The sequence below is a fragment of the Micropruina sp. genome, from assembly GCF_047606365.1.
GTDB lineage: Bacteria > Actinomycetota > Actinomycetes > Propionibacteriales > Propionibacteriaceae > Micropruina.
Genome location: NZ_JASGEN010000144.1, coordinates 1 through 12,582, shown reverse-complemented (window position 1 = coordinate 12,582; position 12,582 = coordinate 1). Strand labels below are relative to the sequence as shown.

The window sequence follows — 12,582 nt, the reverse complement described above, 5'->3', positions numbered from 1 at the left end:
CTAACTAGTTCAGCCCTCCCGTCGACGGGAGGGCTGAACTAGTTAGGGAGGGCTTTACCGGCTTGTCAGGTGAGCATTCGGGTCTGCAGCCAGTCCATCGCGCGGTCCGGCAGCAAGCGACGGGCCAGCAGCGCCGGCTTCGCCATGAAGCCGATCGCGTAGCGGGTGCGCGGCCGATCTGAGGTGGCCGCCCGTTCGATGGCGCGAGCCACCACGTCGGGGTCGGACGCCCACCGAGCGACAGCACCGTTCATACCGGCGTCCATCGCACGGACCTGTTCGGCGTAAGGGCCCTGCCCGGACGCCGCTCTCGCGGTGTCCATCGCGATCCCGCCCCACTCGGTGGCGATGGCTCCCGGCTCGATCACCACCACGTGGACGCCGAACGGGGCCAGCTCGAGGCGCAGCGCGTCCGACAGGCCCTCGACGGCGAATTTGGAGGCGTGGTACCAGCCGCCGAACGGGGTGGTGATCTTGCCGCCCATGGAGGAGATGTTGACGATGATGCCCGAGCCGCGAGCGCGCATACCGGGCACCACCAGCTGGATCATCCGGGCCAGGCCGAACAGGTTGACCTCGATCTGCCGGCGGGCCTCGTCCATCGGCACGTCTTCGATGGCGCCGTACGAGCCGTAGCCGGCGTTGTTGACCAGCAGGTCGATCCGGCCGGCCTCGCTCAGCACCTGGTCGACCGCGGCGACCATCGAGTCGTCCGACGTGACGTCGAGGGCGAGAGTGCGGACGCCGTCCGTCGCCAACTCGGCGAGCCGATCGGTGCGGCGGGCGGCGCCATAGACCAGGAAGCCCGCACCGGCCAGCCGGCGAGCGGTGGCTGCGCCGATCCCCGACGAGGCGCCGGTCACCAATGCGACGCGTTCCATGACGCCCCCTCTCCGAACGCAGGTCTACCACAAGGGGGCGTGGCCGGTCAGGGGGCCAGCGGTCCGGCCACCCGGTAGCGGGCACACAGGAAACCGGCGTTGCGGCCGGTGGACAGCAGCTCGAGGTCGTAGCGGCGCGGCAACAGCGGACGCCCGGCACCCAAGGTGACCGGGGCGATCGAGACCATCACCTCGTCCAGCAGCCCGGCGTCCGCGAACTGGCCGGCCAGGTCACCGCCGCCCACCACCCAGACGTCCTTGCCGTCGGCCGCCGCCACCAACTCGGGGTGCAGCGTCGCCACGTCACCCTGCGCGAAGCGGATGTCTGCTCCCTCAACGGAGGGCTGCGGGCGCGAGCTGAGCACCCAGCTGGGCAGCGTGTAGGGCCACTCGTGCCGGTCCACCACCCAGCGGTAGGTGGTCGAACCCATCACCAGGGCGCCCACGCCGGCGAAGAAGGTGTCGTAGCCGAACTCGGAAGCGTCGTCGTCCAGCGGCTGCTTGAGCAGCCAGTCGAGGCTGTCCTGCTCGTCGGCCAGGAAGCCGTCCAGGGTGGTGGCGGTGTAGTAGATCGTCCTCATCTGTTCGTTCATTCCTCTCCACGTCGGGCGCGGAACCACAGAATCGGGTCGCCGCTGTCGGTAGTGGTGCCGGCCTCGGCCAGCATCTGCCGGACCAGTTGCCGACGATGTGCGGCGAAGGTCAGCACGTGCGCGACCACACTGCTCATCACGAAGCTCTCCGGCGGTTCGCACAGCGCGTCGATCAGCCGGTCGTCCCAGCCGCCGCGCCGCTCCAGTTCCTGCACGAAGCTGAGCCAGCGCGGAGCGACCGTGGCGTGCCGCTCGCGCAACGCGGCCAGGTCGCCGTCGGGTTGCGGTGGGACGACGTCCGCGCCCTCGATCGCCGCCAGCCACACCTCCTTGGTGTAGACGTGATGCTCCAGCACATCCCGGATGGATTCTTCGGGACCTTCCCAACTGTTCACCACGCCGCCACACCGGCGGGGAGCGCTCAGCGCGTCGCCGGGCAGCGTGCCGGCCATCTCGAGGAGCGCCTCGGTGTCGTCGAGATCGTGCGCCACCAGGAGGGACACCACGGGATTCATCGCCTGCTCCTTCGCTTGCACCCACAACGACATCGGCGGGTGGAAATGGATGCCGTTCGGCGCGGGCAGCCAGTGCCGCTGTGCCGGACGGCTCGGTGGGTGACCGAACGCCCGCGAGTAGGCCCGGCTGAAACCTTCGACGGAGCTGTAGCCGGCGGCCCAGGCCGCGTCGGTGACCGCCCTGCCCTGTGCGAGTTGCCAGGCGGCCCGCTCCAGCATCACCCGGCGGCGCATCGCCATCGGTGACTCGCCGGAACCGCGAGCCACCAGCCGTCCGAAATGGAACGGGGACGCGAAGGCACCGTCGGCCATCTCGGCGAGCGAGCTGTTCTGCTCGTCCAGGACGGCGTCCAGCAGTTCGCGCAGTCGATCGCGGGGCATCGTGGTCACAGACCCAGTCTGCGCGGACCGGCGCCGTCGCGCTTGACCGATCCTGCGCACTTCCTGCCCTGGCAAAGAAGGCCCTGCCTAACTATCTCTGCCCTCCCACATGCGGGAGGGCAGAGATAGTTAGGCAGGGCCTTCCGGTCCGGTGGTGGTGGGCCCGAGGTGTCGGGTCAGACCTCCAGGCCGGGGTAGAGCGGGTTGGCGTCCAGCAGCTCGGCGGAGGCCGCCTTGGTGGCTCCGGCGACGCCGTCGGCCAGGGTGTACTTGGCCTTGCCGGGCGTGCCCGCGGCGGTCGTGGTGGCGGTGGTGTTCGACAGCACGTTCACGATCAGCTCGGCGACCCGGTCGAACTCGGACGCGCCGAAGCCGCGCGAGGTGAGCGCGGGCGTCCCGATCCGGACGCCGGTGGTGTACCAGGCGCCGTTCGGGTCGTTCGGCACTGAGTTGCGGTTGGTGACGATGCCGGCGTCCAGCAGCGCCGACTCGGCCTGCCGTCCGGTGATGCCGTAGGAGCGGGTGTCGATCAGCACCAGATGGTTGTCCGTGCCGCCGGTGACCAGGGTTGCGCCGCGCTTCAGCAGGCCCTCGGCCAGCACCTTGGCGTTGTCGGCGACGTTCTGCGCGTACACCCGGAAGGCGTCGGTGCGGGCCTCGGCGAAGGCGATCGCCTTGGCGGCCATGATGTGTGACAGCGGGCCGCCGAGCACCATCGGGCAGCCACGGTCGACGCTGGGCGCGTATTCGGGGGTCGAGAGCACGAAGCCGCCGCGCGGGCCGCGCAGCGACTTATGCGTCGTCGAGGCCACGACGTGCGCGTAGGGCACCGGGTTCTCCTCACCGGTGAACACCTTGCCGGCCACCAGTCCGGCGAAGTGCGCCATGTCGACGAACAGGGTGGCGCCCACCTCGTCGGCGATCTCCCGCATCTTCGCGAAATTCACCCGCCGGGGATATGCGGAGTAGCCGGCCACCAGGATCAGCGGCTTGAACTCGCGCGCGTCGGCGAGCAGCTTGTCGTAGTCGATCAGCTGGGTGTCGGGGTGCGTCCCGTAGGAGCGCTGGTGGAACATCTTGCCCGAGATGTTCGGCCGGAAGCCGTGCGTCAGGTGGCCGCCGACGTCCAGGCTCATGCCCATCACGCGCTGCTCGGCGAACGACTTCCGCAGCGTCTCCCAGTCGTCCTCGGAGAGCTCGTTGACGTTCTTGGCGCCCAGCCGCTCCAGCGCGGGCGATTCCACCCGGTGGGCCAGGATCGACCAGTAGGCGACCAGGTTGGCGTCGATGCCCGAATGCGGCTGCACGTAGGCGTATTCGGCGCCGAACAGCTCGCGGGCATGTTCGGCGGCGACCGTCTCGACGGTGTCGACGTTCTGGCAGCCGGCGTAGAAACGGTGCCCGACCGTACCCTCGGCGTACTTGTCCGAGAACCAGCTACCCATCGTCATCAGCACCGGCAGCGAGGCGTAGTTCTCGCTTGCGATCAGCTTCAGCGACGCCCGCTGGTCGGCCAGTTCGGCGCGGGTGGCGTCCGCGATGCGCGGCTCCACCGTTTCGATGACGGACAGGACGTTGCGATAGACGTCGGACGCGGTGGCTCCGAGATCACTCACCGAGGGACTCCTTCGTGGTGTGGCTAGGCGCTCACTCTACGGGTTGGGGCGCCGTGGGTCGGACGCCGGTAGAGTCCCCGGAATGCAGCCGGACGCCGCCCACCGGGTTGTCGCTCTGGCTCGCGCCGCCGAACCGCGTTGTGGCGCCACGGTGGTGATCGGCATCGACGGCCCCAGCGGGTCGGGCAAGACCACCCTCGCCGAAGCTGTTCGTGAGCGCCTCGACTGCCCGGTGCTGCACATGGACGACCTGTTCCCGGGCTGGGACGGCCTGGCGCAGGCCACCGGACTGCTGACCGACCAGGTGCTGCGTCCACTTGCTGCCGGCGAGCCGGCCGGCTATCGCCGCTGGGACTGGCTTGCCTCGCGCTGGGCCGAGCGGATCGAAGTGCCGGCCACACCGCTGCTGATCGTCGAAGGCTGTGCCAGCACGGTGCGCCCGGCGGGGGACTACGTCGCCGTCCGGGTGTGGATCGAGGCCGCCCGCGACGTCCGGATGAGCCGTGGCCTCGAACGGGACGGCGAGACGTACCGCCCGCACTGGGAACGCTGGGCCGCCCAGGAGCGCGAACTGTTCAGCGCCGACCGCACCCGGGAGCGTGCCGACCTGGTCATCCGCACCTAGTCGGAACGGGTGAACTCCTCGACCGGACGGCCCAGCCACTGCGTCATCGCCAACACGCCGTCGGCCTCGAACCGGCCGTGCCCGCGAGTTCGGCGCAGCGTGCTCTCGGCGACCCCGGTCTGCTCGGCCACCTGACGCCAGCTCAGTCCGCGACGGACGCGTTCGGCGTCCAGTGCGGCGAAGAGGGCCGGCGGATCGAGGCGTCGCATCGCGGGTGCCGTCCGGTGACTCAGACCGCCGGGCCGGGCACGCCCGGCTTCTTGCCGCTGCGGCCCCGCCACCAGGCGATCGCGATGATGCCAATCAGCATCGCCAGCGAGACGTACCACAGCACGTTGCCGTAGTTGTTGATCAGCTCCACCGCCGGTTCGCCGATCGACCAGCCCAAGTACATATAGAGCGCCGAGCTCAGCAGCGAGGCGACGAAGCTCACCGACAGGAATTTCTTGATCCCGGTTCCGGCAGCGCCCAGCGCCGCATAGACCACCCCGGCCGGGACCGGGATGGGCAGATAGGTGACGAAGATCGCCCAGGTCTCGTATTTCTGGGTGAAGGCGATCGCGCGCTGGTTGCGTTTCCGGGCGCGTTCGGACCGCCCGGACCAGACCTCGATCAGCCCGTGTCCCCAGAGCTTTCCGGCCCACCAGTAGATCCAGTCGAATTTCATCGCCATCAGGCTGCCGAGCACCAGCACCAGGGGCCACCACGGGTCACCGATGGCAGCCAGCGCACCCGTCATCACCAGCCCGGTCCGGTAGCCGAGGGAGCCCAGCACGTGCGGTGCCAGGCCCAGCATGATCGGCCGCAGCGGCAACAGGATCAGGCCGTACAAAGAGGCTCCGCCCATCCAGCTCAGGCAGGCGATGTCCGAGCGGGTCGGCTTGTGCTTCCAGGGGAGGCCCGGTTCCTGCCACCACTCGCGCTCTGGGGTGCCGTCGGGATCCGCGGGGTCCGACGGTGGCTGCTGCTCGGGACTCGTCACGCTTCGCGAGCCTACCCGGGGCATCTGACCACCCCGGGCCGCGCCCGTTCGCGCCCGGCCGGACTTTCCCCGTGAAAATTCTTCAAAACGTTTGAGTAACAGCACGTTTACGTGCGACGATGACGCGAGCCGCATTGCAGCGGCGAACTTCCACTACGGATCGTCGGGCACGTACCTGCCCGTGGAAAGGATTGTTGGCATGGCCACAGTTAGTTTCAAGGACGCCTGTCGCGTCTACCCCGGATCCGATCACCCCGCGGTTGACAAGCTCAACCTCGAGATCGGCGACGGCGAGTTCATGGTTCTGGTCGGCCCTTCGGGTTGTGGCAAGTCCACCTCCCTGCGCATGCTGGCCGGTCTGGAAGAGGTGAACTCGGGCGCCATCTGGATCGGCGACCGCAACGTCACCGACCTGCCGCCGAAGGATCGCGACATCGCGATGGTGTTCCAGAACTACGCGCTGTACCCGCACATGACCGTCGGCGACAACATGGGCTTCGCCCTGAAGATGGCCGGCGTACCCAAGGCCGAGCGCGATGCTCGCGTCATGGAGGCCGCTCACCTGCTCGGCCTGGAGAGCTTCCTCAACCGCAAGCCGAAGGCCCTCTCGGGTGGCCAGCGGCAGCGCGTCGCGATGGGTCGTGCCATCGTCCGCCAGCCGCAGGTGTTCCTGATGGACGAGCCGCTGTCGAACCTGGACGCCAAGCTGCGCGTCTCCACCCGCACCCAGATCGCCGCGCTGCAGACCCGGCTCGGCGTCACCACCGTCTACGTGACCCACGACCAGGTCGAGGCCATGACGATGGGCGACCGGGTGGCGGTCATGAAGGACGGCCTGTTGCAGCAGTGCGACAGCCCGCTGACCCTCTACGACAAGCCGACCAACATCTTCGTCGCGGGCTTCATCGGCTCGCCGGCGATGAACCTGATCAGCGGCAAGGTCAACGAGAACGGCGTCGAGGTCGGCGACTACACGGTGCCGGTGGCCCGTGAGGTGCTGGCCAAGGCTCCGGGTGAGGACACCCTCACCATCGGCATCCGTCCCGAGGACTTCGACCTGGGCGATCACGGCATCGCCGTCGAGGTCGTCGTCGTCGAGGAACTGGGCGCCGACGCGTACACCTACGGCACCCTGGCCGGCCTGAGCGACGACGAGAAGCTGGCAGCGACTCAGATCGTGGCGCGGATCAGCGGCCGCACCCCACCGCAGCGCGGCACCACCGTCCGGTTCACCGCCGGCGAGGGTCACGCCCTGCACGTGTTCAGCAACAAGACCGGTGAGCGGCTCTCCAACTGAGCACAGGTCTGAAGCGATGCCCCGGGTCCTGGACCCGGGGCATCGTTGTCGTTCGGGGACGGTTCTTTTGGTCACCGGGGACGGTTCCCTTGGTCACCGGGGACGGTTCCCTTGGTCACCAAAAGTGTCCGAAAGAACCGTCCCCACGGTCACTGGGGACGGTTCTCTTGGTCACTCAGCCGCGGATCCGGATGACCCAGGTCGCCGTGCAGTGTGTTCGGGGACGCGGCTGGGCGTCCATAGTGGACGGCAGTCGCAGGCGGCCGATGGTGACCGGCTGGCAGAATGTGCGGCATGCCCCGCATCCTCTCGGCGAAGCCGGACTCCAGGCTGATCCCCTTGCCCTGGAGCCTGCCGCTGACGGATTGGCCGACCGAACACCTGGTCGCGCTGCCGCGCGGCATCTCGCGGCACGTGGTGAGGTTCATCAAGGTCGGCAACGACGTCTACGCCGCCAAGGAGGTCATCGAGGCGGCCGCCGTCCATGAGTATCGGATGCTGCAGGAGCTCACCCGCGAGGACACCCCGGTCGTCGAGCCGCTGGCGGTGATCACCGGACGCCGCGACGCCGACGGTGAGCCGCTGATGCCGGTGCTGATCACCCGCCATCTGGACTTCTCGCTGCCGTATCGCTCGCTGTTCTCCCAGGGCGTCCGGCCCGACACCGTGAACCGGCTGCTGGACGCCATGGTGGTGCTGCTGGCCAGGCTGCACCTGATCGGCTTCCTGTGGCTCGACGTCTCGCTGTCGAACATCCTGTTCCGGCGTGATGCGGGCGAGTTCGCCGCCTACCTGGTGGACGCCGAAACCGCCGAGATGCACCCCAGCCTCACCGACGGCCAGCGTGAGCACGACCTGCAGATCGCGACCACCAACCTGTTCGGCGAGTTCAGCGATCTGGAGGCCGGTCAGCTGCTGGACGAGTCGCTCGATCCGCTGGCGCTGGTCGACACGATCACCTCCCGCTACCGGGATCTGTGGGCAGAACTGACCGGGGCCGAGGAGTTCCCCGGCACCGAACTGGACCGGATCGAAAGCCGGGTCCGGCGGCTCAACGCGCTGGGCTTCGACGTCGCCGAACTCGACATCACCACCTCGCCGGACGGCTCGCAGGTGACCATTCAGCCCAAGGTGGTCGACGCCGGCCACCACACCCGACGGCTGCTGCGGCTGACCGGCCTGGACGTCGAGGAGAACCAGGCCCGCCGGCTGCTCAACGATCTGGACACCTTCCGGTTCCGCACCAACCAGCAGCACGTCGACGAGGCGCTGGTGGCGCACCAGTGGCTGACCCAGTGCTTCGAACCGGTCACCCAGGCCGTCCCGGTGCATCTGCGCGGCAAGCGGGACGCCGCCCAGATCTTCCATGAAGTGCTCGATTACCGCTGGTACGCCTCGCAGCGTGAGCATCGCGACGTGCCGTTGCTGGACGCCGCCTGGGGCTACATCCACGACGTCCTGGAGGGACTGCCCGACGAGGCGATGGACAGCCGTCCGCTGGCCGAGGGTTCGCGTCAGCTGGCGAACCCGTTCGACCCCTCGCAGGGCTTCATCGACGACGAGGGCGAGATGCCCGAAGACCCCTGGGAGGCGGCCGCCGAGGAGGAACCCGAGCCGACCGGCGTCCTCGACATGGCGGCGCTGCGCCGGCGGATCGGCTGAACCGCCGGGCTGACGGCGTTGGCTACAATCGGCCGGTGAGTTTGCACCTGTACGACAGCGCCCGCCGCGAGATCGTCGAGTTCCAGCCGTTGGAGCCGGGACAGGTATCGATCTACGTGTGTGGACCGACCGTGCAATCCGCGCCGCACCTTGGACATATGCGCAGCCGGGTCAACTTCGACGTGCTGCGGCGCTGGCTGGAGTTCACCGGTCATGACGTCACTCTGGTCGTCAACGTGACCGACATCGACGACAAGATCCTGGCCAAGGCGGCCGAGGCAGGGCGTCCCTGGTGGGCTCACGCGTACCTGTTCGAGGCGGCTTTCCGGACGGCGTTCGAGGCGCTCGGCGTCCAGGCACCCAGCTATGAACCGCGGGCGACCGGGCACATTCCCGAGATGCTCGAGCTGATCGGGGAGCTGATCGAGCGCGGCCACGCCTATCCGGCCGACGACGGTTCGGGCGTCTATTTCGATGTTCGGTCGTGGTCGGAGTACGGGGCGCTGACCGGGCAGCGGGTGTCCGACATGGCGCCCGCCGAGGACTCCGACGCCCGCGGCAAACGCGATCCGCGCGACTTCGCGCTGTGGAAGGCGTACAAGCCCGGCGAGCCGGAGACGGCGTCCTGGCCGAGCCCGTGGGGGCGGGGACGTCCCGGCTGGCACATCGAGTGCTCGGCGATGGCCGGCAAGTATCTGGGCGACACCTTCGACATCCACGGCGGCGGGCTCGACCTGCGGTTCCCGCACCACGAGAACGAGCTGGCCCAGTCCCAGGCCGCCGGACGCGGTTTCGCCCGTTACTGGATGCACAACGCCTGGGTCACCATGGCCGGCGAGAAGATGTCGAAGTCGCTGGGCAACACCGCCGACGTCGCGGCGGCGGTGGCGAAGTACGGCGGCCGGGCCGTCCGGCTCTGGCTGGCCGGACCGCACTACCGTTCGGCGATCGAGCTCAGCGACGCGTCGCTGGCGGAGGCGGCCGCGCAGCTGGCCCGGATCGACAGTTTCCTGGAGCGGTCGGCGGCCACCGCCGTGCCGTCCGAGACGCAGCTGCCGGTCGAGTTCATCACCGCGATGGACGACGACCTCGGCACCCCGGGCGCACTGGCGGTGCTGTTCCGCGTTGTCAAGGACGGCAACCTGGCGCTGGAGGCCGGTGATGCCGCCGCGGCCGGCGCCGCGCGGGGACAGCTGCTGCTGATGCTGCGGGTCTTCGGCCTCGACCCGGCGGCCCCCGAATGGGCGGACGCGTCCGGTGCCGGTGACGACCTGAAGCCGGTGGTGGACGGCCTGGTCGGTGCGCTGCTCGAACAGCGCGCCCAGGCGCGTGCCCGTAAGGACTGGCCGGCCGCCGACGCCGTCCGTGACACCCTGAAGAATCTGGGTCTGAAGGTGGAGGACACCCCCGCCGGCCCGCGCTGGAGCTTGGAGAACTGATGCCCGGAAATTCCGCCCGCAAGGGTGCCGTCCGCAAGCGCGGCAAGGGCATCGGTAGCGGCAACACCGCCGGTTCCGGCGGCCGCGTCCGGCGCGGCCTGGAGGGCAAGGGCCCGACGCCGAAGGCCGAGGATCGCCCGTACCACAAGGCCTATCGCAAGCGCGGACCGAACGAGCCGGGCAAAACCACGTCGGGTCAGAGCCGTGGCGGCGACCGGGGCCGCGACGCGGGGCGGACCCGGACGGCGACCCGGTCGGGCGACGACTGGGTGATCGGCCGCAACCCGGTGCTGGAGGCGTTGCAGGCCGGACTCCCGGTGAAGCGCGCCTACGTCGCCGACGGCGTCGAGCGGGACGACCGGCTGCGCGACATCCTGCGCTACGCCGCCGATCACGGCATCGCGCTGCTGCAATCGACCCGCGCCGAACTCGACCGGCTCACCCACGGCGCCGCCCACCAGGGCGTGGCGCTGCAACTGCCGCCGTACGAGTACCTGCACCCCGACGACCTGCTCGCCGACGCGCTGAACGCACCCGACCCGGCGCTCGTGGTGGCCTGTGACTCGATCACCGACCCGCGCAACCTGGGCGCGATCATCCGCTCGGCCGCCGCCTTCGGCGCCGCCGGCGTGATCATCCCCGAGCGCCGCTCGGCCCAAATGACTGCCGCCACCTGGAAGACCTCGGCGGGAGCCGCCGCGCGGGTGCCGGTAGCGCGAGCGACCAACCTGAACCGCACCCTGAGGCAGTACGCCGACGCCGGTTTCGTGGTCGCCGGCCTGGCCGGTGAGGCCGACCTGGACGTCGCCGGCATCCCCGGCGTCGACGGCCCCGTCCTGCTGGTGGTCGGCTCCGAGGGCGAGGGCCTCGCCCGCCTGGTGCGCGAGAACTGCGACGTCCTGGTCTCCATCCCGATCAGCTCGGACGTCGAATCACTGAACGCCTCAGTGGCAGCCAGCATCGCCCTCTACGAAGTCACCCGCTGCCGAGGTTAAGGACCTCATCCATACTCCATGCGCCTGGACGAGGGTCTCGACAAGCTCGACCAGCGGTACTAGCAAAGGTCTCGACAGGCTCGACCAGCGGTGACGGGAGGGGTCTCGACAGGCTCGACCAGCCGTACCGGCAAAGGTCTCGACAAGCTCGACCGACGGTGCTTGGCAGGGTCTCGACAAGCTCGACCGACGGTGCTTGGCAGGGTCTCGACAAGCTCGACCAGCGGTGGCTCGGTCCGGCAGTGACGTAACCGGAAAGCGGAGTGGGCTGCACCCCGTCCGGCTAGGTCGCGCGTAAAGCGCGCGAGCCCCCTGCCAGGGTCTGAAGGACGAAAGCCGAAGTAGGGCGAGCTGCGCACGGGCGGGACGGGGTGCAGCCCACTCCGCGGAGCAGAACGCGACCATCAAGACCCGGCCACAGAACGGGGGTCTCGACAAGCTCGACCACCGGTGCTTGAGCAGGGTCTCGACAAGCTCGACCAGCGGCAACCCCTAGCCGCAGAACGCGGCGACCGGCCCGTGCCAGACCAGCGGTTGCGGCGCGCCGGTGCAGATGATGCTGGAGGCCTTGGCGCCGGCGGGTGCGGTGTCCTGGTAGCCGTAGATCCGGGACGAGGCGCCCAGCAGCTGCTCCAGCGGGCTGGCGCCAGCACGCTTGGCGATCCGGGCGGTCGCGGCGTCCAGGCCCATCAGTTGCAGAGTGTCGCGGAATGCCTCGTCCGGACCCAGTTGGGCATCGATCAGCTTGTTGGCGATCGCCGTCTTCGGGTCGTAGATGTAGGCGCCGAGGTCGTCGACGATGGTTCGTGCCGGGATGTTGCGATGCTTCGCCACCCAGTCGACGAAGGCCTGGTACTCGTTCGCCATGCCGTCGGTCATCACCTTGCGCTCCTGCGCGGTGATGTCGCGGAACGGGTTGCCGAAGTCCTTGCCCTTGCCCTGGGTGAGGTACTCCTGGGTGATCCCGCCGGTGGTGGAGACGCCCGATTCGATGAAGCTGCCCGAGGTGCCGACCACGTCCTTGTAGCGGACGAACGGTCCGAAGATGACGCCGATGCTGCCGATCAGCGAGCCGTGGTCGGCGATGATCCTGTCGGCGCCGGCCATGGCATACATGCCGCCGGAGGCCGACATGCCCTGCACGTAGGCGACCACCTTCTTGCCGGTGCGGCTCTGGTAGCGCTCGACGGCGTCCGCGATGGCCCGCGAGCCGTTGATGGTGCCGCCCGGGGTGTTCATCAGCAGCATCACGCCGGCCGCGTCGTCGGCGGACAGGCCGTCCAGGGTGCGGGCGATCTCGTAGCCGTAGGTGGAGGCGGTGAGCGCGAAACCGTCGCTGCCGTCGGCCTGGATGGCGCCCTCGATCGGGATCGCCAGCACGGTCTGGGCCGCCGGTGCCGTTTCGGATCCCCACACGGTCTGCAGGCCCGCGACCCGCGGACCGGACGACCCGGCCGCGCTCGCCAGCACGGCGCCGTAGATCAATGCGGTGATCAGCGAACCGACCACGCCCAGCACGAGCAGGACGCCACCGGCGCCCAGGCCAGCCCCGGCGCCCAGGCCGAAGCCACGCCGGAACGATCGCTCGCGCGGTGG

12 protein-coding genes are annotated in these 12,582 nt (G+C 69.3%); 5 read left to right on the top strand and 7 right to left on the bottom strand.

Annotated elements, in window-relative coordinates; genetic code table 11:
• Nucleotides 1-65: 65 nt before the first annotated feature.
• From QM624_RS16600 to QM624_RS16585, 4 genes are all read right to left on the bottom strand, one after another.
• A complete protein-coding gene (locus QM624_RS16600; RefSeq protein ID WP_415093826.1) occupies nt 66-881 on the bottom strand; it encodes an oxidoreductase in 816 nt (271 codons plus the stop codon).
• A 47-nt stretch (nt 882-928) separates the two neighbouring features.
• Nucleotides 929-1,474, bottom strand: coding sequence for a dihydrofolate reductase family protein (locus QM624_RS16595; protein WP_415093824.1), 546 nt, complete (start codon nt 1,472-1,474; stop codon nt 929-931).
• Entirely contained in the window at nt 1,471-2,370 is a 900-nt protein-coding gene (locus QM624_RS16590; protein ID WP_415093828.1) for a helix-turn-helix domain-containing protein, read from the bottom strand. Before QM624_RS16590 ends, QM624_RS16595 begins: the two co-directional genes overlap by 4 nt.
• 176 nt (nt 2,371-2,546) lie before the next feature.
• Nucleotides 2,547-3,986 (bottom strand): glycine hydroxymethyltransferase, encoded by a 1,440-nt coding sequence (locus QM624_RS16585; RefSeq protein ID WP_415093822.1) that lies wholly within the window; start codon nt 3,984-3,986, stop codon nt 2,547-2,549.
• A gap of 82 nt (nt 3,987-4,068) precedes the next feature.
• On the opposite strand from QM624_RS16585, the gene QM624_RS16580 reads away from it, so the two are divergent.
• Nucleotides 4,069-4,611, top strand: coding sequence for a 4-amino-4-deoxy-L-arabinose transferase (locus QM624_RS16580; protein ID WP_415093820.1), 543 nt, complete (start codon nt 4,069-4,071; stop codon nt 4,609-4,611).
• Here the strand turns inward: QM624_RS16580 and QM624_RS16575 are convergent.
• Nucleotides 4,608-4,820: a helix-turn-helix domain-containing protein gene (locus QM624_RS16575; RefSeq protein ID WP_415093818.1), complete on the bottom strand. Its 213-nt coding sequence runs from the start codon at nt 4,818-4,820 to the stop codon at nt 4,608-4,610. The genes QM624_RS16580 and QM624_RS16575 overlap by 4 nt on opposite strands.
• Nucleotides 4,821-4,840: 20 nt before the next feature.
• On the bottom strand, nt 4,841-5,593 hold the full coding sequence (locus QM624_RS16570) for a DedA family protein (protein ID WP_415093816.1): 753 nt from the start codon (nt 5,591-5,593) through the stop codon (nt 4,841-4,843).
• Nucleotides 5,594-5,792: 199 nt separating this feature from the next.
• On the opposite strand from QM624_RS16570, the gene QM624_RS16565 reads away from it, so the two are divergent.
• The 4 genes from QM624_RS16565 to rlmB all read left to right on the top strand — a co-directional run bounded on the left by QM624_RS16565 (nt 5,793) and on the right by rlmB (nt 10,986).
• A complete protein-coding gene (locus QM624_RS16565) occupies nt 5,793-6,890 on the top strand; it encodes an ABC transporter ATP-binding protein (RefSeq protein WP_415093814.1) in 1,098 nt (365 codons plus the stop codon).
• Nucleotides 6,891-7,184: 294 nt separating this feature from the next.
• On the top strand, nt 7,185-8,552 hold the full coding sequence (locus QM624_RS16560) for a DUF4032 domain-containing protein (RefSeq protein ID WP_415093812.1): 1,368 nt from the start codon (nt 7,185-7,187) through the stop codon (nt 8,550-8,552).
• 35 nt (nt 8,553-8,587) lie between these two features.
• The gene (gene cysS, locus QM624_RS16555; RefSeq protein ID WP_415093810.1) at nt 8,588-9,991 is read left to right on the top strand and encodes a cysteine--tRNA ligase; all 1,404 of its coding nucleotides are present in this window, start codon (nt 8,588-8,590) and stop codon (nt 9,989-9,991) included.
• The gene (gene rlmB / locus QM624_RS16550; RefSeq protein WP_415093808.1) at nt 9,991-10,986 is read left to right on the top strand and encodes a 23S rRNA (guanosine(2251)-2'-O)-methyltransferase RlmB; all 996 of its coding nucleotides are present in this window, start codon (nt 9,991-9,993) and stop codon (nt 10,984-10,986) included. The genes cysS and rlmB overlap by 1 nt, the downstream gene beginning before the upstream one ends.
• Before the next feature lie 492 nt (nt 10,987-11,478).
• On the opposite strand, the gene QM624_RS16545 is transcribed toward rlmB, so the two are convergent.
• Nucleotides 11,479-12,582 (bottom strand): S49 family peptidase (locus QM624_RS16545; protein ID WP_415093806.1); only part of this gene is annotated, 1,104 nt, incomplete at its 5' end.

Coding starts and splice junctions, on each gene's coding strand:
- QM624_RS16600 (WP_415093826.1), bottom strand. CDS start 881: ATGGAACGCGTCGCATTGGTGACCGGCGCCTCGTCGGGGATCGGCGCA.
- QM624_RS16595 (WP_415093824.1), bottom strand. CDS start 1,474: ATGAACGAACAGATGAGGACGATCTACTACACCGCCACCACCCTGGAC.
- QM624_RS16590 (WP_415093828.1), bottom strand. CDS start 2,370: ATGCCCCGCGATCGACTGCGCGAACTGCTGGACGCCGTCCTGGACGAG.
- QM624_RS16580 (WP_415093820.1), top strand. CDS start 4,069: ATGCAGCCGGACGCCGCCCACCGGGTTGTCGCTCTGGCTCGCGCCGCC.
- QM624_RS16575 (WP_415093818.1), bottom strand. CDS start 4,820: ATGCGACGCCTCGATCCGCCGGCCCTCTTCGCCGCACTGGACGCCGAA.
- QM624_RS16565 (WP_415093814.1), top strand. CDS start 5,793: ATGGCCACAGTTAGTTTCAAGGACGCCTGTCGCGTCTACCCCGGATCC.
- QM624_RS16560 (WP_415093812.1), top strand. CDS start 7,185: ATGCCCCGCATCCTCTCGGCGAAGCCGGACTCCAGGCTGATCCCCTTG.
- rlmB (WP_415093808.1), top strand. CDS start 9,991: ATGCCCGGAAATTCCGCCCGCAAGGGTGCCGTCCGCAAGCGCGGCAAG.